Below are 20,947 nucleotides of genomic sequence, written 5' to 3'. Positions count from 1 at the left end.
TGTGCCGCAACGCACGAAACGGCGCCGCAGCGCAATTCCGGGCCGGCCTGTCAGGCCCGAGCCGTCGAGCGGGCCGTGTCAGGGCTTGGCGCTGGTGAGCCGGGGGTTCGGCCCGCTTCCGCGCAGGGCGACACTGACCGGAACGAGACGAATGCCGCGCGCCTCCACCTCGGCGGCCCAGCGGGCGATTCGGTCGATGCTCATCGGCAGGGCCGAAGCGGAGCCGAAGGCGAAACCCTTCTGTTGGGCCTGCGATTCGAGCCGGGCCAGTTCCCGGTCGATCGCCTCGGGCCGCGGCAGGGCGTCGAGGACGATCTCGGCTCGGGCGACGGGTACCTTGGCCTTGGCGGCCAATGCGGGGGCAACCGAGCGCGGCGAGGTTCCGTCATCGACGAAGCCCAGGCCGCGGGCTCCGATCTCACGCAGAACCGGCTCCAGGGCGCCCGGATCGCTGGTGAGCTTCGCGCCCATGTAGTTGACGAGACCGACGAAGCCCGAGAACCGACTCATGACCCAACTCAGGCGATCCAGATTCTCCGGAGGGCGCGAGCTGGTCAGGAGCGTCTGAGGACCGGGATCGCTGTCGGGATAGTCGAAGGGCTCCATGGGCACCTGGAGCAGGGCCTCGTGCCCGGCCTCGCGAGCCCGGGCAACGGTCCGCTCGAGGTCGGTGCCGTAGGGTGCGAAGCCAAGGCTGATCGCGGGGGGCAAGTGGGTGATCGCGCCGGCGGTGGCCGCCTGGCCGATCCCGAGGCCCGAGACCAGAATGGCGATGCGGGGCCCGGAACCGCCGGCATCCGGCCGCGCATAGACGTCGAGGGCGCGCAGGCGCCCGTCGCCGAGGCGGGGGATGTTGCCGTGGCGACCGCGCTCGACAAGCCGCGGATCCGGAGCGGTGCTCAGCTTCACGGCGGCCGCGGACGGAACCTGGATGACCACGGCATCGGTGGGGGCGGCCGTGCCGGTCGGGCGAACAACGATAACGCCGGAGGCGGTCTCGACGTCACTGGCGCTGCTCGGACCGGATTTCACCGCCTCTGGCTTCGGCGCCTGTGTCGTCGGCTCCGGGGCGACCGGCTCGCGGAGCGCGATCACCGCCACCGCGCTGGGCTCGCCGCCCTCGGGGTCACCTGCCACGACGAGGATACTGGCACCGAGGACGAGGCCCGCCACGAGACCGCCGAGCACCATCGGGGCGGTCACGCGCGCCTGCCGCAAGGCCCGCAGACGCTGGCCGGCGGTCGGCTTGCCGCCGAGCGGACGGGTCAGGATATCGTCGGTGGCCACGCGCAGCCGCTTCCCCAGGCTCCTGGACCGAGGCTCGCAGAGGGACTGGCCGAAACGGCGACGGCCCCCAGCGTCGGTCCTGAACCAACATTGGGGGCCGTCATGGTTAACGCTTCGCTAAGGCGAGCCGGATCGTGTTCAGTTCGGGACGGCGGCCTTCGGCGTGTTGGCTGCGCCCTTCTGGATACCGCGCAGGAAGTCGAAGGCGGCGATGAGCTGCTTGTCCTTGGCCGGGTCCGGCGGGACGTAGGCGGACGAACCGCCGCGCTCCTCGACGTCCTTCTGCTTGAGATGCCCCTTCAGGCCGGCCTCGCCCTTGGTCTCGTCCTTCCCCTTCAGCTCGTCCGGCACCTCCTGCAGGACCTCCTGGTCCGGCTCGATGCCCTTGGCCTGGATGGAGCGGCCCGACGGCGTGTAGTAGCGCGCCGTGGTCAGGCGCAGGGCGCCGCTGCCGCCCAGGGGGATGATCGACTGCACCGAGCCCTTGCCGAACGAGCGCGTGCCGAGCACCGTGGCGCGCTTGTGATCCTGCAGGGCGCCAGCCACGATCTCGGAGGCCGAGGCCGAGCCGCCGTTCACCAGCACGACGATCGGCTTGCCCTTGGTCAGGTCGCCGGCCTTGGCCGAGAAGCGCTGCGTCTCGTCGGGGTTGCGCCCACGCGTGGAGACGATCTCGCCCCGGTCGAGGAAGGCGTCCGAAACCATCACGGCCTGATCGAGGAGGCCGCCCGGATTGTTGCGGAGATCCAGCACGTAGCCCTTGAGCTTATCGGCGCCGATATCGGTGTTCAGCTTGTCGATCGCCGCACGCAGGCCGTCGAAGGTCTGCTCGTTGAACTGGGTCAGGCGAATGTAGCCGACGTCGCCACCCTCGGCGCGGGAACGCACGGGCTTGATCTTGATCACGTCGCGGTTGAGCGTGACCTCGATCGGATCCTTAGACTCCTTGCGGCTGATCTTCAGCTTGACCGGCGAATTCACCGGGCCCCGCATCTTGTCCACGGCCTGGTTCAGGGTCAGGCCCTGGACCTGATCCTCGTCGATCTGGGTGATGATGTCGTTGGTGAGGATGCCGGCCTTCGAGGCCGGCGTGTCGTCGATCGGAGTGACGACCTTGATCAGGCCGTCCTCCATCGTAACCTCGATGCCGAGACCGCCGAACTCGCCGCGGGTCTGCACCTGCATGTCGCGGAAGCTCTTGGCATCCATGTAGCTCGAATGCGGATCGAGCGAGGTCAGCATGCCGTTGACGGCTGCCTCGATCAGCTTCGCCTCGTCGGGCTTCTCGACGTAATCGGTGCGCACCTTCTCGAACACGTCGCCGAACAGGCTGAGCTGGCGGTAGGTCTCGGCGGAGGCCGCGACCGCGCTCGTCCCCGAGAGCAGACGGGTCTGGGTCGCCACCATGGAGGACCCGACGCCGACGAACGCGCCGAGCAGAACGAGGGAAACCTTGCGCATTATCCGCGAACCTTCTCGCTGGGGCTTTTCGCCCACCAAGGCTCCGGATCGATGGAGCCGCCGTCTTTTCGGAACTCTACGTACAGGACCGGATCGCCGCGGTCTGCGGCCGCCGCATCGGTGCCGGTACCGCCCTCCCCCATCGCCGCCACCGGCTCGCCCGCGAGCACGAACTGGCCGACTTCGACGTTGATCTGGTCCATCCCGGCCAACAAGAGATAGTAGCCATCGCCGGCGTTGATGATCAAGAGTCGCCCGTACGAGCGGAACTGCCCCGCGAAGGACACCCAGCCATCGGCCGGTGACGAAACCACGGCCTTCGGGCGAGTCGCGAGCGATATGCCGCGGGTGGTGCCGCCGTTCCCGTCAGGCTGGTTGAAGCTGCGCAGGAGTGCTCCGCTGACCGGACGTGGCAGGTCGCCACGGGTGTCGACGAAGCGCACTTTCGGGGAAAGCCGGGCGGGATCTCGGGCCCCGGCGGCGGCGAAGCGCTCCTGCGTCGCACGGGCCTCCCGCGTCTCGGCGGCCCTGGCCTCCTCCGCAGCCCGGCGGGCGGAGGCGACCTCCCCCTCCATCCGGTCGAGTAGATCCTTGAGGCTGCGGGCCTGCACCGACAGTTCGGCCGTGCGAGTCCGCTCGGCTGCGAGGCCGCTCTCGACCTCGGCCTGACGGGTGCGGCGCGCGGCGATGAGGGCGTTCAGGCGCTGCTGCTCGCGGGCCCAGCCCGCGAGATCGTTGGTCAATCCTTCGCGATCGGCGGCGATGAGGCCCTTGAGGCGCACGAGCTCCGAGAGGTCAGCGGCAAGAGTCTCGGCCTCGCCGCGCAGTTCGGGCACCACGGCTCCAAGCAGCATCGAGGTACGGATCACCGCGAGCACGTCTTCCGGCCGCACCAACACGGCGGGGGGCGGCCGCCGCCCCATCCGCTGCAGGGCTGCCAGGATTTCCGCGATGACGCCGCGGCGGGAATCCAGCGAGCGGCGCAGGGCGGCCTCACTGGCACCAAGCGTCTTCAGACGCTCCTCCAGCCGGCTCATTCGAACCTCGGTGGCCTGCGCCTGGCGCGTGGCGTCGAGAAGCGCTGTGTTCAATTTGGCCCGATCGCCGCCGATACTGGCGATCTCCGCCTCGTACTTGGCGCGGGTCCCGGTGCTGGCAGCCAGGGCCTCCTCGATGCGCTTGAGGTTCTCCGCCCGGCGGGTCTTCTCCTCGAGTGCCTTCTGGACCGCTTCCGGCGTTGCCGGTTCCTCGGCTCGGAGCGCGGCCGGCGCGGCGAGGAACGATGGCGTCAGAAGGACGAGCGCCAGCAGGCCGCCCCTCATGCCGTCTCGCCTGCGTCGCGTGGCCGGGTTCATCGCTCGTCGAGGTTTCCGCGGTGGTACGGGTGGCCGGCAAGGATCGTCAGCGTGCGATACACCTGCTCCAGGGCGAGGACGCGCACAAGCCCGTGCGGCAAGGTGGCGGCTCCGAAGGACAGGGCGAGGTCAGAGCGATCTCGCACCACGGCGTCAAGGCCGTCGGCGCCCCCGATGGCGAGGACGAGGACGGAGCGACCCGCATCGCGCCAGCCTCCGATGCGCGTCGCAATGGTCTCGCTCGTGAGATCGGCGCGGCCGCGCTCGTCATAGACGGCCAGCACCGCGCCAGCGGCCGCATGAGCCAGGATTGCAGCCCCCTCCTCGGCAGCGCGGTCCGGCGCGCGGCGGGCTCGGCTTTCGGGGATCTCGGCAATGTCGCAGGCTGTGAAGCCGAGGCCGCGCCCGAGCTGCGCGGCCCGCTCACGGTAACGGACGGCGAGGTCGCGCTCGGGTCCAGGCTTCAGGCGGCCGACTGCCGCCACGAGAAGGCGCACGAAGCGGTGCCGGCGCTCACTCGGCGACGACGGAGAGGGGACGATCGCTGGTCGGACGATCGGCGCCCCACATTTTCTCAAGATTGTAGAAGCCGCGCACCTCCGGCCGGAAGATGTGCAGGATGATGTCACCGGCATCGATGAGCACCCAGTCGCAGGCCGGGAGACCCTCGACGCGGGCGGTACCGAGCCCCTTCGATTTCATCTCCTGAAGGACCCGGTCGGCGATGGCGCCGACATGGCGCTGGGAGCGGCCCGAGGTGATGATCATGGTGTCGGCCAGGGAGGTCCGGCCCATCAGATCGATCTCGATCGTCTCTTCGGCCTTCATGTCCTCGAGGCAATCGAGAGCCAGGCTCCGGAGATTATTGATCTTCCGGTTGGTGGAGTCGTCAGAGCCTAAGGCTCCGGTATGAACCGCGTCGTTCAGTGTCTGGGTTCCTGCAATCGCCATCGTCATCCCGTGATCGTACCCTGTATGAGGATAAAGTGGAACGTGGCTCTTGCCTTTTCCATGACCGGCCTATGCATCGCTCTCCGCCCTGGCCCGCAGAGCCGTCGACGAGAGGGTCGAGCGCGGCCCATGCAGGAACATCCAGGCCGGAGCGGTCCGGTCGGCCAGGGTAGGCGCATCCGCTTCGGGTATGCGCCAGCGCGCTAGGGCCTGAGCGGCGCGAGCGGCCGGGGCCTTCAGCGTGAAGCCCGGCCGGTCGACGATCGCGATCGGCATCAGGTGGGCGATCTCAGAAAATCCCTGCCAGCGATGAAATGTCGCGAGGCTGTCCGCCCCCATGATCCAGACGAAGCGCACCGAGGGATAGCGACGGGTGAGGAAGCGCAGGGTCTGACGGGTGTAGCGCGCGCCGATCCGTGATTCGAAATCGGTGACGTCGATGCGCGGATGGTCGGCGACGCGGTCAGCGCGAGCGACCCGCCGGTCGATGGCCGCGAGTTGCTCGCGGTCCTTCAGCGGATTGCCCGGTGTCACCATCCACCAGAGGCGGTCGAGTCGCAGGCGCCTCAGGGCAACAAGGCTGACATGCCGGTGCCCCAGATGGGCCGGGTTGAACGAGCCGCCGTAGAGGCCGATGCGCAGGCCCGGCGTCACGGGGGGCAGGTGCGCCGGCCCCGACGCATCAAAGCGCATCGGGGCCGAGTCGGGTCGGGCGTGGCCGCGTCAAGGACGCGTCTGCCCGTTCCCGTGAACGCGGTACTTGAAGGTCGTCAGTTGCTCGACGCCCACCGGCCCACGTGCGTGCATCCGTCCGGTCGCGATGCCGATCTCGGCGCCGAAGCCGAACTCGCCGCCATCGGCGAACTGGGTCGAGGCGTTGTGGGTCACGATCGCCGAATCGACTTCGGCGAGGAAGCGCGTGGCCTCGGCGATATCGTCGGTGATGATCGCGTCGGTGTGGTGCGAGCCGTTGGTCTCGATGTGCTCGATTGCGGCGTCGAGGCCGTCGACCACCCGCACCGAGATAATGGCATCGAGGTACTCGGTGCGCCAGTCCGCCTCAATGGCGGCCGTGACCCGGTCGTCGACCGCCTGGACGGCGGCGTCACCGCGCACCGCACACCCGGCGTCCAGCAGAGCGGCGACGAGGGGGGCCAGGTGTGTGTCGGCACAAGCGCGGTCGACGAGCAGGGTTTCGGCGGCCCCACAGATGCCGGTGCGGCGCATCTTGCTGTTGAGCAGGACGGTGCGGGCCATGTCGAGGTCGGCACCGGCCGCCACGTAGACGTGGCAGATCCCATCGAGATGGGCGAAGACCGGAACCCGGGCCTCCACCTGCACGCGTTCCACCAGCCCACGCCCGCCGCGGGGCACGATGACGTCGATACCTCCGTCGAGACCGGTGAGCATCGCTCCCACCGCGGCCCGGTCGCGGGTCGGTACGATCTGGATGGCGTCGGCGGGCAGGCCGGCAGCCTCCAGCCCGGCGCGCATGACGCGGGCGATGGCCATGGCGGAGCGATGGCTGTCCGAACCTGCCCGCAGGATCGCGGCGTTGCCGGCCTTCAGGCAGAGCGCACCGGCATCGGCAGTGACGTTGGGCCGGCTCTCGAAGATGACGCCGATCACGCCGAGGGGGACGGCGATGCGCTCGATGAGCAGGCCGTTGGGCCGCTCGAAGGCCGCGACCTGCCGGCCGACGGGATCGGGCAACGCACCGATCTTGGCCACCGCATCCGCGATGCCGTTCAGGCGGCCCGCATCGAGGGTGAGGCGGTCGATGAGCGCCTGCGTCTGGCCGGCGGCACGAGCCGCTTCCACATCGAGGGCGTTCTCGGCCAGGATGACGTCTCGCTCGGCGCGCAGGCGCTCGGAGATCAGGCGCAGGGCCGTGTCCTTGGTCTGGGCTGGCGCGAGGGCGATCTGGCGGGCGGCGGCGCGGGCGCGACGGCCGATGGCGTTCATCTCCTCGGAGAGATCGCCGGGCGGCGCAAAATCGGTTCGCAGGTTCAGAACGGGCACGGCCTTCATCCTCGCGACCGTCGCGGAAAGGGGCGCGGCCGCCATGTGTTCCCGCTCGTCATGCCATGCCGGATACCGTCAAAACAAGCATTGCCGCTGACAGAGCTGCTATTCCCCCACCATGGCGAGGTCGTCGCGGTGCACCATCTCGGCCCGACCCGGATGGGTGAGGAGGTCCGCGATCTCGCGGCTCGGCCGCCCGATGATGCGCAGGGCCTGATCGCTGTCATAGGCTACGAGCCCACGTCCGAGAATGCGCCCGGCCTCGTCGCGGATCACCACCGCGTCACCGCGCCCGAAGCCGCCCTGGACCTTCGTGACGCCCACCGGCAACAGGCTTGCGCCGCCCTGAAGGGCCCGCGCCGCGCCGGCATCGACCGTGAGAATGCCGCGCGGCTCCAGGGAGCCGGCGATCCAGCCCTTGCGCGCGGTGACGGGGTTCGAGCCGGACAGGAACCAGCTGCAGCGCCCACCCCGGAGAATGCTGCGCAGGGGATTCTTCTCGCGCCCGTCGGCGATGATCATATGGGTGCCGCCGCTCGCGGCGATCTTGGCCGCCTCGACCTTGGTGCGCATGCCGCCGCGGGAAAGCTCCGAGGCCGGCCCACCCGCCATGGCCTCGATCTCGGGAGTGATCCGCTCGATCAGGGGCAGGTGGCGCGCCTCCGGGTCGGTGTGCGGCGGCGCTGTGTAGAGGCCATCGATGTCCGAGAACAGTACGAGCACGTCGGCCCCGATCATCGTGGCGACGCGGGCGGCGAGGCGATCGTTGTCGCCGTAACGGATCTCGCTGGTGGCCACCGTATCGTTCTCATTGATGACGGGCACGGCCCGCACCTCGAGGAGCTTCAGCACCGTGGCGCGCGCATTGAGGTAGCGCCGGCGCTCCTCCGTGTCCTGGGGCGTAACCAGGATCTGGCCGGCGGCGATGCCGTGATGCCCCAACGCTTCCGACCAGTGGCGCGCGAGGGCGATCTGCCCGACGGCCGCCGCCGCCTGGCTCTCCTCCAGGCGCAGGGTCCCGGGCGGGTAGCCGAGCACCGTGCGTCCCAGGGCGATGGCCCCGGAGGAGACGACGAGGACGTCGGCACCGCTGGCATGAAGATCGGCGATGTCCTCGGCGAGCGCACTCAGCCAGGCATGGCGCAGGCGCCCACGGGTCCGGTCGACCAGGAGGGCCGAACCGACCTTGATGACGATGCGACGGAAGTCTTGGAGGTTCGGGGGCGGAACGTCGGAGGTCATCGGCAGCATCGGCGAGAGGGCGATGGAGCGCTTGTGACGACCGGTTGGCCACCGCACAAGACCTGGCTTCCCCTCCTCAGGGCTGCCACGCCTCTGCCGGTTGCGCCTCGGCCTCGGCGAGCTTGGCGGCCTCCATCTCCCGGGCCAGCGCCCGCAGGGCGTCCTGCACCCCGAGGCCCGTGGCCGAGGACAGAATGAGGGGCTTCTTCTTGGACGCGCGCTTGAGGCGGGCGACCTGCTCCTTGAGCACGTCCGGATCGACGACGTCGGCCTTCGAGAGCGCTACGATCTCGGGCTTCTCGTCGAGGCCGTGGCCGTAGGCTTCGAGCTCGCGCCGAACGAGCTTGTAGGTCTGGCCCGCATGTTCATTGGTGGCCTCGACGAGGTGCAGCAGCACCCGGCAGCGCTCCACGTGGGCGAGGAACTTGTCGCCGAGGCCGACACCGTCATGCGCCCCCTCGATCAGGCCCGGGATGTCGGCGAGGACGAACTCGCGCTCGTCGGAGCGCACCACGCCGAGGCCCGGGTGCAACGTCGTGAAGGGGTAATCGGCGATCTTGGGCTTGGCCGCCGTTACCGTGGCGAGGAAGGTCGACTTGCCGGCATTCGGCAGCCCGACCAGTCCCGCATCGGCAATGAGCTTCAGGCGCAGCCAGACCCACTGCTCGTGGCCTTCCAGGCCCGGGTTCGCGTGCTTCGGAGCCCGGTTGGTCGAGGTCGTGAAATAGGCGTTGCCGAAGCCGCCGTTGCCACCCTTGGCGAGGCGCACGCGCTGGCCGACATGGGTCATGTCGGCGATCAGGGTTTCGCCGTCCTCTGCCAGGATCTCGGTGCCGGCCGGCACCTTCAGCACCACGTCGGCGCCATTGGCCCCGTGGCGGTTCGAGCCCATGCCGTGCTCGCCCTTCTTGGCCTTGAAGTGCTGCTGGTAGCGGTAGTCGATCAGGGTGTTAAGGCCGTCGACGCACTCCACCCAGACGTCGCCGCCGCGACCGCCGTCGCCACCGTTCGGTCCGCCGAACTCGATGAATTTTTCACGGCGGAAGGCCACGCAGCCGGCGCCACCGTCGCCGGAGCGGACATAGACCTTGGCTTCGTCGAGGAATTTCACGGGCGGACTCAGGTCAGGTTGGCTCTCGGGGCGCGAGCGCGCCACCGAAACGTCGAGGGGAGAAACGACAACGGGGAAGACGGTTTCCCATCTTCCCCGGGATCATCTGGTGGTCGGGCCCGCCTCGCGGAAGGCCCTGGTTCGGCGCCTTACTCGGCAGCTTCCTGCATCGGCACGACAGTGACGAAGGCGCGGCCGCGCTTCGTCTCGAACAGCACCCGGCCGGCGACCTTGGCGAACAGGGTATGGTCCGTGCCGATGCCGACATTGGTGCCGGGGTGCCACTTGGTGCCCCGCTGGCGCACGATGATGTTGCCCGGAATCACGGCCTCGGAACCGAACTTCTTAACGCCGAGGCGCTGACCGGCCGAGTCGCGACCGTTGCGGGACGAGCCGCCTGCTTTTTTATGGGCCATGGGGAATTACTCCGAATTCTTGGATCTCAGGTCGGATCGTCAGGCGCTGATGCCGGTGATGCGGACCACCGTGTGGTGCTGGCGGTGGCCCCGCTTGCGGCGCGAGTTCTGACGGCGGCGCTTCTTGAACGCGATGACCTTCGCGTCGCGGCCGTGGCTGACGATCTCGCCGGTGACGCTGATGCCCGAGAGCAGCGGCGCGCCGACCTGGGTGGTGCCTTCGCCATTCGTGAACAGGAGCACGTCACCGAAGGTGACGGCCGAACCGGCCTCACCCTCGAGGGTGGCGATCGTGATGGTGTCGTTGGCGGCAACGCGATACTGCTTGCCGCCCGTCTTGATGACTGCGAACATCGTTCTCTCTTCGTGTTCTCTGCCGGCCTCCCGCTCACGGCGAGGTGAGCCTGGACCGTCTTCTTGTTCAGGTCATCCGCGACACCGGATCGGGGCTTGCTGCCTGGGCCGAGCGCGAACGCGAAACGCGCGGACTTCGTCGAGGAAGCCGCGCGAGAGGCGGTGGATAGGCGGGGACAGGGTGATTTGTCAATGCGGGCGCCCGAGCGTCGGCACCGACGACCTACCGCTTCGTCAGGCCGCCCAGCACGTTCCGCAGGATCGCGTTCCCCACCTCGGTCCCAACCTTGCGGGCCATCGAGCGGGCGGCGTTGCCAAGGACCTGCTCAGCGAGGCCGGGGGCCGGCCGGCGGCCGCTCTTGCCGGCCGGCTTGCTGCCGAGAACACCCCCGAGCCAGCCGCCGAGCATTCCACCCAAGCCCCCTTCCGCGGGCTCGGCCCCGCCCGCCCCTCCGTCGAGGCCCTTGCGGGCAGCCAGCATCTCGTAGGCGCTCTCGTTGTCGACCGACTGGTCGTACTTGCCGCGCACGGGGCTCTTCGCCATGAGCTCGGCGCGCTCGGCCGGGGTGATCGGGCCGACGCGGCCCTGGGGCGGGGCGATCAAGGCGCGCTCAACGACCGAGGGCGTGCCCTTCGCCTCCAGGAACGAGACGAGGGCCTCGCCGACGCCGAGCTCGGTGATGGCCTCGGCGACGTCGAAGCCGGGATTCTCGCGGAACGTCTCGGCCGCGGCCTTCACGGCGCGCTGATCGCGGGGCGTGAAGGCGCGCAGGGCATGCTGCACCCGGTTGCCGAGCTGGCCGAGGACCGATTCCGGCACGTCGAGGGGGTTCTGCGTCACGAAGTAGACGCCGACGCCTTTCGAGCGGATCAGGCGCACCACCTGCTCCACCGCATCGAGGAGCGCCTTCGGAGCGTCGTCGAACAGGAGGTGCGCCTCGTCGAAGAAGAACACCAGCTTCGGCTTGTCGAGGTCGCCGACCTCGGGAAGCTGCTCGAAAAGCTCGGAGAGCATCCAGAGCAGGAACGAGGCGTAGAGCCGGGGCCGCTGCATCAGCTTGTCGGCGGCCAGGATGTTCACGATGCCCCGGCCCTCGCGGTCCACCCGCATGAAGTCGTTGAGGTCGAGGGCAGGCTCCCCGAAGAAGCGGTCCGCCCCCTGGTTCTCAAGCATCAGGAGCTGGCGCTGGATCGCGCCCACGGAGGCCGCCGAGACGTTGCCGTACTGGCCCGAGACCGCCTTCAGGTTCTCGGTGAGGTAGAGGAGCAGAGCGCGCAGGTCCTTGAGGTCGAGGACCGGCCACTTGTTGTCGTCGGCGACCCGGAAGGCGATGTTCAGGACGCCTTCCTGGGTGTCGTTGAGCTCCAGCAGGCGTGCGAGCAGCAGCGGCCCCATCTCGATGACGGTGCAGCGGATCGGATGGCCCTGGTCTCCGAACAGGTCCCAGAACACCGTCGGGAACCGGTCGGGCTCGTAGGAAATCCCCAGTTCCGCGGCGCGCTTGACGAAGACCGGCTTCGATTCCCCGGCGGCGGCGAGGCCCGAAAGATCTCCCTTGATGTCCGCAGCAAAGACGGGAACGCCGGCGTTGGAGAACCCCTCGGCCATGACCTGCAGGGTCACGGTCTTACCGGTGCCGGTGGCCCCCGCCACCAGGCCGTGGCGATTGGCGAGCCGGAGGGTCAGGCCCTCGGACTTCAGGGTGCCGTCCTTCAGCGGCGCCTTGCCCACCAGGATCGTGCCGTCGTCCTGCATGACCGTCCGCTCCTCTTCGCCGGCCTAGGCGCGGCGGCATCGACCGTGCCGGTTATGGGCTGCGGCCGCGGCATTTTCCAGCGCTTCGCGGGCCGGCCTTGATTTCGGGGCGATGAGGCCGGAAGGACAACATCCCGACCGCGTAGCAATCCCGGCCGCGTGGAAGAGCCGGCCACCCAGGAGCCCGTTTGAGATGGAAGAGTTGATCGCCCGTGTGACGAACCGGACCGGCCTCGATGCCGCCACGGCCCAGACCGCCATCGGCCATATCCTGGCCTTCCTGCAAAAGGAGGGGCCCGCCACCGAGGTGAGCCAGCTGCTCAGCGCCCTGCCGGGATCTGAGGCCACGATCGCCGAAGCCAACGCCGGCGAGGGCGGCGGCGGCCTGATGGGCATGCTCGGCGGCATGATGGGTGGCGGCGGCGTCATGGCTCTCGGCCAGAAGCTGATGTCGGCCGGCGTGCCGATGGGCCAGATGCAGCCCCTCGGCCAGGAGCTGTTCGCCTACGGCCGCGAGAAGGCCGGCGAGGACGTGATGGGACCGATCGTCGGTTCGATCCCGGGCCTGAACCAGTTCGTCTGAGCCCATTCGTCTGCGATCGGCGGGCCTGATCCTTCGGCGACTACCCACCGGGCCGTCGCCGAGGGTCGGGCTCATCCCGTCGCAAACCTCTCTGGCTAAACGGCAATCTGTGTCATAAAAGCGTGTGGGCTTCGTGATGTTGTGACCTCCCGAAGGCACGAGGCCAGGGGCTCCCGCGGAGCCGCCTCGGTGTCCCGACAGGGCGGATTGGACGATGGTTCCGAACTTCGCGCGCGATGCCTCCACGGCGTGGCTCAATGGCTGGGAGGCGCATGTGCACGCCCCCTTTGCCCGGCTGAAGCAGCGCACCGCAGAGGCGGGCCGTGCCGGCCTTCCGGCCCTCCATTCCCGCGGCCTGTTGCTCCCCCCCGGGGCGGCGCCGATCCGATTCAAGCCCCGCCTCAAGAAGCCCCTGGCAGCTCCGGGCCTCCCTGCGACCCTGGGCCGGATCGGCACCCTGGAGGTCCGTCTCGCCACCACCGTCTCGGAAATCCGGCGGGCGCAGCGGCTGCGCTACGGGGTGTTCTACGAGGAGATGTCGGCGGTCCCGAGCGGCCTCGCGATGCTGTCGCGCCGGGACATCGACGATTACGACGCGGTCTGCGACCACCTCCTCGTCATCGACCATGCGGCCGTGGACACGACGCCCTTCGCCACAAAGCCCTTCCGCCGGGCCCGGCCGAAGGTGGTCGGCACCTACCGCCTCCTGCGCCAGGAGGCGGCCGACCGTCACTTCGGCTTCTACACCGCGGGCGAGTACGACATCGCCCCGATGATGGCGGCCAACCCGGGCGCGCGCTTCCTCGAGCTCGGGCGCTCCTGCGTGCTGAAGCCCTATCGGACGAAGCGGACGGTGGAACTGCTCTGGGCCGGGATCTGGGCCTATGTGCAGCATCACCGCATCGACGCCATGCTGGGCTGCGCCAGCCTGGAAGGGACCGACCCCGACCGTCTCGCCCTCCCCCTGAGCTTCCTGCACCACCATGCCCGGGCGGCGGAGGGCTGGTGCGCCCGGGCCCTGCCCGAGCGCTATGTCGCCATGGACCGCCTCGCCCGCGAGGCCGTGGATCCCAAGGCGGCGCTCCAAGCGCTGCCGCCGCTGATCAAGGGGTACCTGCGCGTCGGTGCCACCTTCGGCGACGGAGCCGTGGTGGACCACCAGTTCGGCACCACGGACGTCTTCGTGGTGCTGCCCGTCTCGGCCATCGCGGAACGCTACCGCGATCATTTCGGGCCGGCGGCAAACCGCAGGGCGGCCTGACGCTCCTTCCGTTCAGGGGCTCGCCGTCCCGGTGGCGGCAGGCCTCGAACGGCCCTCACCGGCGGGGGCAGGAAGGCTCCCGAGGGCCCGCAGGAGCGGCCGCTCGAGGACGTGGTAGGCCACGAACCCGAGCGCGACGCCGAGGACCAGCGCCAGGGCGATGGCGAGGTCGGGCGCCAGGCTGTTCCGCGGCACCGCAGCCCGGATGACTTCGAACGTGAGCGGGTGCGTGAGATAGATCGAGTAGGACGCGTTCCCCAGTCCCTCCAGCGCCGTTCCGATCCGCACGCCGGCCCCCTCCATGAGCAGCAGGCCGCCCACCACGGCGGCGCTCGGAACGCCGAAGACCAGCACCCGGTAGGCGGCCCCCGGGAGGGCGACGGTGTATTCCAGCTCCGAGGCCTGACCGAAGCCGAAGATCAGGTTGAGGGCAAAGCCGATCAGACCGAAGGCGAAGAGATACCGGGCCTCCGCGCGCCCGACGGTACCGCGCCGATAGAGCCGGGCGAGGCCGATGCCGAAGCCGAACTCGAGGATGATCGGGTTGAGGAGGAACAGGGTGACGGGCTCGGGCCGCGCCAGCACGAAGAGCCCGGCGAAGAGGATGAGCGCCACGGAGAACCGGAGCGTCGGCGTCCAGAACAGCCACGCCCGGGCGAGATAGACGCAGAGATAGAACAGCATCTCGAAACAGAGCGTCCAGCCGACCGCCAGGTACGGCATCTCGAAGCCGCGTGCACTGAACGGGAAGAACAGCACCGTCGCCGGAATTCGGCGCACGTCGGGCAGCCCGGACAGGAGCGTCAGGCCGACGACGAGGCCGCTGAGGAGCCAGTAATACGGCACGACGCGCAGGACGCGGCGCCGGGCGAAGCGATGTGCGGACGGCAGATCGACGATGCGCTGCGCTGTGAGCGTGATGATGACGCCGCTGATGACGAAGAAGATGTCGACGCCGATGGCCCCGAAATCCTCGAGGTAGCCGAGGCGGGCCTGGACGGCCGGCCCGGAACTCAGGGTCTTGGCGAGGTCGAAGGCATGGGCGTAGACGACCAGGCACGCCGCGAGCCCCCGCATTGCCTGGAGGGAATGGAGCACTCTCACGGCGTGGTCCCCCGGTGATGCGGGCCGAACCGTCGCGATGGCCGGTGCGACCGAACCCGGGCGCCCATGGGGCAGGCCGGGACGCTAGGCCGTTCGCGCATCGGCGGTGAGGGCGGCGAGGCCTTCGCGGTAGGTTGGATAGGCGAGGTCGACGCCGAGTTCGTCCCGGATGCGGCGGTTCCGGACCCGCTTGTTCTCGCCGTAGAAGCTGCGCGCCATCGGGCTGAGGTCGGCGGTCTGGAAATCGATCTCCGGCGGCAGCGGCAGGCCGGCGAGCTTGGCGGCGTACTCCGTGACCACCTGCGGCGGCGTGGGTTCGTCGTCGGTGACGTTGTAGACCGCGCCGTTCCGGGGCTTGTCGATCGAGGCCAGCAGCGTCGTGGCGATGTCGTCCACGTGGATGCGGTTAAACACCTGTCCCGGCTTGATAATCCGCTGCGATTTGCCGTCGCGCAGCTTGACGATCGGGTTGCGGCCCGGGCCGTAGATGCCCGACAGGCGGAACACCTGGACGGGCTTGCCGGTCTCGCGGCCCAGGGTCAGCCAGGCCGCCTCGACGGCGAGGCGACCCTGCGAGCGGCCGCTCACCGGGCTGGGGGCGGTGTCCTCGTCGATCCAGGCGCCCCCGTGGTCGCCGTAGACGCCGATGGTCGAGAGATAGCCGATCCAGCCGATGCGGCTCCGGGCGATGGCGTCGCGGTATACGCCGAGGGTCGTGTCGAGGTCACGGACCGGAGGGGCCGAGACGAGGAGCACGTCCGTATCGGCGAGGTCGGCCGCGATGCGGGGGTCGTCCGAATCGGGTCCGAAGGCCCGCATCTCGGCGATGTCGCCCGGTCCGGTCCGCCCCGGATCGGTGACCGTGGCGCGCACCGTGTCGAAGCGGCTGCGGGCGCGCTCCACGAAGCGCCGGGCGGTGAAGCCCAGGCCGAAGACGAAGAGGTTCATGAGGCGGCGTGTCCTGTCGTCTCGGAGCCGGCGGGATCGAGGGCGCACCGCCACTCGGCCCGGACGGCGTCGTCGGTTTCGCCGAAACCCCGGGCGTTGAAAAGGTCCTGCAGACGGGGCCGGGCGACGAGGCGGCCGAGGGCCCAGACCGCCATGCCGCGCACCAGGGCCGACGGGTCGGACAGGTTCGCCTCGGCCGCCGCGGCGAGGCCGGGCTCACCGGAGTTGCCGATGGCGATGAGGACGTTGCGCAGGAAGCGGTCGCGGCCCGTCCGCTTCACGGGCGTGCCGGCGAAGCGGACCCGGAAGGCCGCCTCGTCGAGGCCGGCGAGGTCGGCCAGAGCCGGTGCGGCGAGGTCGGCCCGGGCGGCCATGCGGCCCTCTGCGGCCGCCGCCGCGAACTTGTTCCAGGGACAGACGGCCAGGCAATCGTCGCAGCCGAAGACCCGGTTGCCGATGGCGGCGCGGAACTCGGTCGGGATCGGCCCGGCATGCTCGATGGTGAGGTAGGCGATGCAGCGGCGGGCATCGAGCTGGTAGGGTGCCGGGAAGGCGTTCGTCGGGCAGATGTCGAGGCAGCGCCGGCACGAGCCGCAATGGTCGGTCTCCGGCGTGTCCGGCTCCAGCTCGGCCGAGGTGTAGATCGCCCCCAGCAGCAGCCAGTTGCCGAAGGCGCGCGAGATCAGGACCGTGTGCTTGCCCTGCCAGCCGAGGCCGGCGGCGGCGGCCAGGGGCTTCTCCATCACGGGCGCCGTGTCGACGAAGACCTTCACGCGGACGTCGCCCTTGGCCGAGAGGTAGCCGCCGAGCTCCTTCAGCTTGCCCTTGACCACCTCGTGGTAGTCGCGCCGCTGGGCATAGGCCGCGATGGCGCCCCGGTCCCGCCGCGCCAGGACGGCGCGGGGATCGACCTCCGGGCCGTAATTCATGCCCAGCATGACGATGCTGCGGACACCGGGCCACAGGGTGGCGGGATCGGCCCGCTGGTCGGCCCGCTCCACCATCCAGTCCATCTCGCCGTGGTGGTCGGCGGCGAGCCAGGCGGGCAGCCGGGTCCGAAGCTCGGGAACCGCGTCCGGGCGGGTGACGCGGACGGCCTCGAAGCCGAGGAGGCGGGCGCGCGCCTCCACGGCGCGACGCAGGTCGGCGCCCGCGAGAATTTTTCGGGGTGTCTTGCGTGCGGCAGGTGCCTGCAACGGTTGGCTCGCGGCGCGTTCCTGCGACGGCCGGCTCGCGGCGCGTGCCTGCGGCGGCCCCGGTGCGTTCAAAAATCCAGGTTCGCGTAGTGGTCCGCCGGCGCCATGCCCGGCACCCGGTCGGCCAGCAGGGTGCGGAAGCACGGGCGGGACTTCACCCGCGCGTACCAGTCCCTGGCCGTCTCGTCCTCGTCCCATGGCACGTCGCCGAGATAATCCACGCAGGAGAGGTGGGCCGCCGCCGCGAGATCGGCATAGGTCAGATGGTCGCCCGCCAGCCATTTCCGGCGGGACATCAGGTAGCCGATATACTTCATGTGGTAGCGCACGTTGGTGCGCGCGGCGCGAATGGCGTTCATGTCCGGCGGGCCGCCGCCGTTGGCGCTGGTCATGAAGCGCTTCGAGATCTTCTCGGTGACGAGGTACTCGGTCACCTCGGCGTTGAACTTGACCAGGAACCAGTCGAGGAGGCGGCGCACCTCGACCCGGGCCGCCGTGGTCTCGGGCAGGAGGCGCCGGCCGCTGAGGCCGAGCCCGCGGGTCTCGTCGAGATACTCGGCGATGATCCCGGCCCCCGGCACGGCGAGCCCGCTCTGCTCCACCAGCACCGGCGTCGTCCCGGCCGGATTGATCAGCAGGAAGGCCTCGCGTCGGTCCCAGGCACGCTCCTCCATCAGCGTCGGCTCCATGCCCATCTCGGACAGGACCAGGCGGATGAAGCGTGAGTGCGGGCAGAAAGGAGAGTGGTAAAGCGTCGCCATCGAGGCCGTTTCGAACGGGGAGGGTTTGCCGGGGGACGGGCCGCGTCGGTGCCCCGCGGGGATGGTCGGCGGCGATCACACTTATGGCCCGAGGGTTGCCGCCTCATTAACATGCCTGCGGCGAACGCGATAACCATCCGTCAACCTTGACGGATCAGGCTCGATCCGCGAAGGCCGCGCGAGGTGGATCCGCACCGCTCGCTCCGGACCGGCCCGGTCCCACGAAACACCTCCAACCCTCGAGGCGCTGAGATGATGGATGCGATGGGCATCGCGAAGGCGGTCGTGCTTGCCGTGGTGGAGGGCGCGACCGAGTTCATTCCGGTTTCCTCGACCGGGCACCAGCTCCTCGTCGGACACTTCATCGGGTTCGAATCACCGAACAACACCTTCGAGGTGCTGATTCAGCTCGGCGCGATCCTGGCGATCCTGGCCGTCTACTTCCGCCGGCTGCTCGGCATCACCCTGGCGCTCCCCAACGACCCCAAGGCCCGTCGCTTCGTCCTCGGGATCCTGGTGGCCTTCCTGCCGGCGGCGATCATCGGCGGCCTCTTCTCGAAGTACATCAAGTACTACCTCTTCAATCCCTGGATCGTCTGCGCGACCCTGGTGGCCGGCGGCATCGTCCTCCTCGTCCTCGACGAGACCGACCTCGAGGTGAAGAAGCGCGACGTCTTCGACTTCACCCTGCCGATGGATTTCAGGATCGGCCTGTTCCAGTGCCTCGCGATGATCCCGGGCGTGTCGCGCTCGGGCGCCACCATCGTGGGCGCGATGCTCATGGGCGCCGACAAGCGCTCGGCCACGGAATTCTCGTTCTACCTCGCGATCCCGACCATGGCGGGCGCCTTCGCCAAGGACCTGCTCGACAACTACAAGAACCTGTCCCGGGACGACACCGGCCTGATCGTCATCGGCTTCATCGTCGCCTTCATCTCGGCCTTCATCGTGGTCCGGACGGTGCTCGACTACGTCGCCTCCCACGGGTTCCGGCTGTTCGCCTGGTGGCGCATCATCGTCGGCTCGCTGGGCTTCGCCGGCCTGATCATCTTCGGCTGACGCGGAGCGCCCGAGCGCCGGATCGGACGGGATAAAGAATACAGGACGGGGAGGCGATTGCGTCCGCGCGCCGCCCCGTGCAAGGGCTCTCCGGATCAGAATGTCCGGCTGCGCGCGGCCGGCGCAACGCCGCTTGGCCAAAGCCAAGCATCTGCGGAGGCCCGCCCCGATGGAAGACCGTCCCCTCGCCGACCTGTTCCCGCCCGCGACCCGCGCGCGCTGGCTCGGCCTCGTCGACGGAGTCCTGAAGGGCGGCGATTTCGAGAAGCGCCTCGTCTCGAAGACGGCCGACGGCATCCGCATCGAACCGCTCTACGACGCCGCGGCCCCGGTGGCGCAGCCCGTGCGGGCCCCCGGCCCGTGGCGCGTGGCCCAGCGGGTCGACCATCCGGACGGCGACCAGGCGAGCGCCCTCGCGCTGGCCGATCTCGAGGGCGGCGCCGACGCCCTCACCCTGGTCTTCGCCGGCGCCCCCGCGGCGCGGGGCTACGGCCTCACCGCCACCAACGCCGCGGACCTCGACGCCGCGCTCGGCAACGTGATGCTGCCGCTGATCGCCACCCGTCTCGATGCGGGCGCACGCGGGACCGAGGCCGCCTTCCTGATCAAGGACATGGTCAAGGCCCGCGGCGAGACCCTCAAGGGCCTCGACCTCGACCTCGGCCTCGACCCCATCGGCACCCTCGCGGCGGGCGGTGCCCTGGCGGAGGATTACGGCGCCGAACTCGCCCGCACCCTGGCGGCCTTCGACGCCGAGGGCTTCTCGGGACGCGCCTGCCTCGCCGACGGCCGGCCCTACCACGAGGCCGGTGCCAGCGAGGCGACCGAGCTGGCGGCCGTGCTCGCCACCGCGGTGGCCTACCTGCGCGCCCTCGAAGCCGGCGGGCAGGCCCTGGAGCGCGCCCGGGACGCCGTGGCCGTCCTGCTCACGGCCGATGCCGACGAGTTCCTGACCATCGCCAAGTTCCGGGCCATGCGCCGTCTCTGGGCGCGGGTGGAATCGGCCTGCGGGCTCGCCCCCGCCCCCCTGCGCCTCCATGCCGAGACCGCCTGGCGGATGATGAGCCGGCGGGACCCCTTCGTGAACATCCTGCGCACCGCCATGGCCGCCTGCTCGGCCGGCCTCGGCGGCGCCGACGCGATCACCGCCCTGCCCTACACGGCGGCCCTGGGCCTCAGCGACGCCTTCGCCCGCCGGGTGGTGCGCAACAGCCAGATCGTCCTCATCGAGGAATCGAACCTCGCCCGCGTGGCCGACCCGGCCGCCGGTGCCGGCAGCTTCGAGACCCTGACGGGCGAGCTGACCGAGGCGGCCTGGGCCGCCTTCCAGGCGATCGAGCGCGAGGGCGGCATCGTCGCCAGCCTGCGCGCCGGCACGATCCAGGGACGGATCGCCGCGATCCAGGCGACCCGGGCCCGGAACGTCGCCACCCGGCGCGAGGCCCTGACCGGCGCCAGCGAGTTCCCCTACCTCGCCGAGAAGCCCGTCACGGTCCTGGACGTCCCCCCCGTGGCGGCGCCTCCGGCCGCGGGCTTCGGCCGCGGAGCGGTCCTCACCGCCGCGCCCCTGCCGTCCCTGCGCCTCGCCGAACCCTACGAGGCCCTGCGCGACGCGTCCGATGCGGCCCTCGCCGCGAACGGCCGACGCCCCACGGTGTTCCTGGCCAATCTCGGCCCCGTGGCGGTCTTCAACGCCCGCTCGACCTTCGCCGCCAACGCCTTCGCGGCCGGCGGCATCGAGGCGGTGAACGCGGAGGGCTTCACCGACCCGGCGCTCCTGGCCGAGGCCTTCCGCGCCTCCGGCGCCCGCATCGCCTGCCTGTGCTCCTCCGACGCGCTCTACGCCAGCCACGCGGTGGAGGCCGCCCGCGCCCTCAAGGCGGCCGGGGCCACCACCCTGTACCTCGCCGGCAAGGCGGGCGACCTCGCCGAGCCCCTGACGGCGGCCGGCGTCGACGGCTATCTCCATGCCGGCGGCGACGTCCTGGCGCTGCTGACGGGAGCGCTGGCGCACGCGACGAACGCGTAGGCGCGCAACCCGGGGGCGGCCACGCTCGTTCTCGACCCAATCGAGTCG

The 20,947-nt window shown here is 70.0% G+C and carries 20 protein-coding genes; 4 read left to right on the top strand and 16 right to left on the bottom strand.

Going from position 1 to position 20,947, the window contains the following annotated elements; genetic code table 11:
• Nucleotides 1-78 precede the first annotated feature (78 nt).
• From CRT23_RS02785 to CRT23_RS02730, 12 genes are all read right to left on the bottom strand, one after another.
• On the bottom strand, nucleotides 79-1,293 hold the full coding sequence (locus tag CRT23_RS02785) for a divergent polysaccharide deacetylase family protein (RefSeq protein ID WP_103708454.1): 1,215 nt from the start codon (nucleotides 1,291-1,293) through the stop codon (nucleotides 79-81).
• Nucleotides 1,294-1,425: 132 nt separating this feature from the next.
• Nucleotides 1,426-2,748, bottom strand: a complete 1,323-nt coding sequence (locus tag CRT23_RS02780) for a S41 family peptidase (protein ID WP_103708453.1) — start codon at nucleotides 2,746-2,748, stop codon at nucleotides 1,426-1,428.
• On the bottom strand, nucleotides 2,748-4,070 hold the full coding sequence (locus CRT23_RS02775) for a peptidoglycan DD-metalloendopeptidase family protein (RefSeq protein WP_245435916.1): 1,323 nt from the start codon (nucleotides 4,068-4,070) through the stop codon (nucleotides 2,748-2,750). The genes CRT23_RS02780 and CRT23_RS02775 overlap by 1 nt, the downstream gene beginning before the upstream one ends.
• A gap of 29 nt (nucleotides 4,071-4,099) precedes the next feature.
• A complete protein-coding gene (gene rlmH / locus CRT23_RS02770) occupies nucleotides 4,100-4,600 on the bottom strand; it encodes a 23S rRNA (pseudouridine(1915)-N(3))-methyltransferase RlmH (RefSeq protein ID WP_103708451.1) in 501 nt (166 codons plus the stop codon).
• Between the two features lie 16 nt (nucleotides 4,601-4,616).
• A complete protein-coding gene (rsfS, locus tag CRT23_RS02765; protein WP_103708450.1) occupies nucleotides 4,617-5,060 on the bottom strand; it encodes a ribosome silencing factor in 444 nt (147 codons plus the stop codon).
• A gap of 63 nt (nucleotides 5,061-5,123) precedes the next feature.
• Nucleotides 5,124-5,747, bottom strand: a complete 624-nt coding sequence (locus CRT23_RS02760) for a nicotinate-nucleotide adenylyltransferase (RefSeq protein ID WP_103708449.1) — start codon at nucleotides 5,745-5,747, stop codon at nucleotides 5,124-5,126.
• Between the two features lie 30 nt (nucleotides 5,748-5,777).
• On the bottom strand, nucleotides 5,778-7,076 hold the full coding sequence (locus CRT23_RS02755) for a glutamate-5-semialdehyde dehydrogenase (protein WP_103708575.1): 1,299 nt from the start codon (nucleotides 7,074-7,076) through the stop codon (nucleotides 5,778-5,780).
• Nucleotides 7,077-7,184: 108 nt separating this feature from the next.
• On the bottom strand, nucleotides 7,185-8,321 hold the full coding sequence (gene proB, locus CRT23_RS02750; RefSeq protein WP_103708574.1) for a glutamate 5-kinase: 1,137 nt from the start codon (nucleotides 8,319-8,321) through the stop codon (nucleotides 7,185-7,187).
• 76 nt (nucleotides 8,322-8,397) lie between these two features.
• Nucleotides 8,398-9,432 carry a GTPase ObgE gene (gene obgE, locus CRT23_RS02745; protein WP_103708448.1) on the bottom strand — a complete coding sequence of 345 codons (1,035 nt, stop codon included), beginning with the start codon at nucleotides 9,430-9,432 and terminating at the stop codon, nucleotides 8,398-8,400.
• A 149-nt stretch (nucleotides 9,433-9,581) separates the two neighbouring features.
• Nucleotides 9,582-9,848 (bottom strand): 50S ribosomal protein L27, encoded by a 267-nt coding sequence (rpmA, locus tag CRT23_RS02740; protein WP_055947817.1) that lies wholly within the window; start codon nucleotides 9,846-9,848, stop codon nucleotides 9,582-9,584.
• Between the two features lie 39 nt (nucleotides 9,849-9,887).
• Complete coding sequence (gene rplU, locus CRT23_RS02735; protein ID WP_103708447.1) at nucleotides 9,888-10,202, bottom strand: 50S ribosomal protein L21; 315 nt, start codon at nucleotides 10,200-10,202, stop codon at nucleotides 9,888-9,890.
• A 223-nt stretch (nucleotides 10,203-10,425) separates the two neighbouring features.
• On the bottom strand, nucleotides 10,426-11,958 hold the full coding sequence (locus CRT23_RS02730; protein WP_103708446.1) for a helicase HerA-like domain-containing protein: 1,533 nt from the start codon (nucleotides 11,956-11,958) through the stop codon (nucleotides 10,426-10,428).
• Nucleotides 11,959-12,070: 112 nt separating this feature from the next.
• Here CRT23_RS02730 and CRT23_RS02725 point away from each other — a divergent pair, with 112 nt between their 5' ends.
• Both CRT23_RS02725 and CRT23_RS02720 read left to right on the top strand, forming a co-directional pair.
• Entirely contained in the window at nucleotides 12,071-12,541 is a 471-nt protein-coding gene (locus CRT23_RS02725) for a DUF2267 domain-containing protein (RefSeq protein ID WP_280137525.1), read from the top strand.
• A gap of 214 nt (nucleotides 12,542-12,755) precedes the next feature.
• Nucleotides 12,756-13,802 carry a GNAT family N-acyltransferase gene (locus tag CRT23_RS02720; RefSeq protein WP_103708445.1) on the top strand — a complete coding sequence of 349 codons (1,047 nt, stop codon included), beginning with the start codon at nucleotides 12,756-12,758 and terminating at the stop codon, nucleotides 13,800-13,802.
• A gap of 12 nt (nucleotides 13,803-13,814) precedes the next feature.
• Here CRT23_RS02720 and CRT23_RS02715 read toward each other — a convergent pair whose 3' ends face one another.
• From CRT23_RS02715 to CRT23_RS02700, 4 genes are all read right to left on the bottom strand, one after another.
• Nucleotides 13,815-14,906 carry an acyltransferase gene (locus CRT23_RS02715; RefSeq protein ID WP_146056309.1) on the bottom strand — a complete coding sequence of 364 codons (1,092 nt, stop codon included), beginning with the start codon at nucleotides 14,904-14,906 and terminating at the stop codon, nucleotides 13,815-13,817.
• 84 nt (nucleotides 14,907-14,990) lie between these two features.
• Nucleotides 14,991-15,854, bottom strand: a complete 864-nt coding sequence (locus CRT23_RS02710; protein WP_103708443.1) for an SDR family oxidoreductase — start codon at nucleotides 15,852-15,854, stop codon at nucleotides 14,991-14,993.
• On the bottom strand, nucleotides 15,851-16,984 hold the full coding sequence (queG, locus tag CRT23_RS02705) for a tRNA epoxyqueuosine(34) reductase QueG (RefSeq protein ID WP_244477202.1): 1,134 nt from the start codon (nucleotides 16,982-16,984) through the stop codon (nucleotides 15,851-15,853). Before queG ends, CRT23_RS02710 begins: the two co-directional genes overlap by 4 nt.
• A 134-nt stretch (nucleotides 16,985-17,118) precedes the next feature.
• Nucleotides 17,119-17,811, bottom strand: a complete 693-nt coding sequence (locus CRT23_RS02700; RefSeq protein WP_055947796.1) for a glutathione S-transferase family protein — start codon at nucleotides 17,809-17,811, stop codon at nucleotides 17,119-17,121.
• Nucleotides 17,812-18,066: 255 nt separating this feature from the next.
• Between CRT23_RS02700 and CRT23_RS02695 the strand changes: the two genes are divergently transcribed.
• Nucleotides 18,067-18,870 (top strand): undecaprenyl-diphosphate phosphatase, encoded by an 804-nt coding sequence (locus CRT23_RS02695; protein WP_055948865.1) that lies wholly within the window; start codon nucleotides 18,067-18,069, stop codon nucleotides 18,868-18,870.
• Nucleotides 18,871-19,039: 169 nt separating this feature from the next.
• Nucleotides 19,040-20,899, top strand: coding sequence for a methylmalonyl-CoA mutase subunit beta (locus CRT23_RS02690; protein WP_103708442.1), 1,860 nt, complete (start codon nucleotides 19,040-19,042; stop codon nucleotides 20,897-20,899).
• Nucleotides 20,900-20,947: the final 48 nt, after the last annotated feature.

This window comes from Methylobacterium sp. V23 (assembly GCF_002917135.1).
In the GTDB taxonomy this organism is placed as follows: domain Bacteria; phylum Pseudomonadota; class Alphaproteobacteria; order Rhizobiales; family Beijerinckiaceae; genus Methylobacterium.
Note: the sequence above shows the minus strand (reverse complement) of the source record. Positions and strands in the feature narration are given on the sequence as shown.

Coding starts and splice junctions, on each gene's coding strand:
- CRT23_RS02780 (WP_103708453.1), bottom strand. CDS start 2,748: ATGCGCAAGGTTTCCCTCGTTCTGCTCGGCGCGTTCGTCGGCGTCGGG.
- CRT23_RS02775 (WP_245435916.1), bottom strand. CDS start 4,070: ATGAGGGGCGGCCTGCTGGCGCTCGTCCTTCTGACGCCATCGTTCCTC.
- rsfS (WP_103708450.1), bottom strand. CDS start 5,060: ATGACGATGGCGATTGCAGGAACCCAGACACTGAACGACGCGGTTCAT.
- CRT23_RS02760 (WP_103708449.1), bottom strand. CDS start 5,747: ATGCGCTTTGATGCGTCGGGGCCGGCGCACCTGCCCCCCGTGACGCCG.
- proB (WP_103708574.1), bottom strand. CDS start 8,321: ATGACCTCCGACGTTCCGCCCCCGAACCTCCAAGACTTCCGTCGCATC.
- rpmA (WP_055947817.1), bottom strand. CDS start 9,848: ATGGCCCATAAAAAAGCAGGCGGCTCGTCCCGCAACGGTCGCGACTCG.
- rplU (WP_103708447.1), bottom strand. CDS start 10,202: ATGTTCGCAGTCATCAAGACGGGCGGCAAGCAGTATCGCGTTGCCGCC.
- CRT23_RS02730 (WP_103708446.1), bottom strand. CDS start 11,958: ATGCAGGACGACGGCACGATCCTGGTGGGCAAGGCGCCGCTGAAGGAC.
- CRT23_RS02725 (WP_280137525.1), top strand. CDS start 12,071: ATGAGGCCGGAAGGACAACATCCCGACCGCGTAGCAATCCCGGCCGCG.
- CRT23_RS02720 (WP_103708445.1), top strand. CDS start 12,756: ATGGTTCCGAACTTCGCGCGCGATGCCTCCACGGCGTGGCTCAATGGC.
- CRT23_RS02710 (WP_103708443.1), bottom strand. CDS start 15,854: ATGAACCTCTTCGTCTTCGGCCTGGGCTTCACCGCCCGGCGCTTCGTG.
- CRT23_RS02700 (WP_055947796.1), bottom strand. CDS start 17,811: ATGGCGACGCTTTACCACTCTCCTTTCTGCCCGCACTCACGCTTCATC.
- CRT23_RS02695 (WP_055948865.1), top strand. CDS start 18,067: ATGGATGCGATGGGCATCGCGAAGGCGGTCGTGCTTGCCGTGGTGGAG.
- CRT23_RS02690 (WP_103708442.1), top strand. CDS start 19,040: ATGGAAGACCGTCCCCTCGCCGACCTGTTCCCGCCCGCGACCCGCGCG.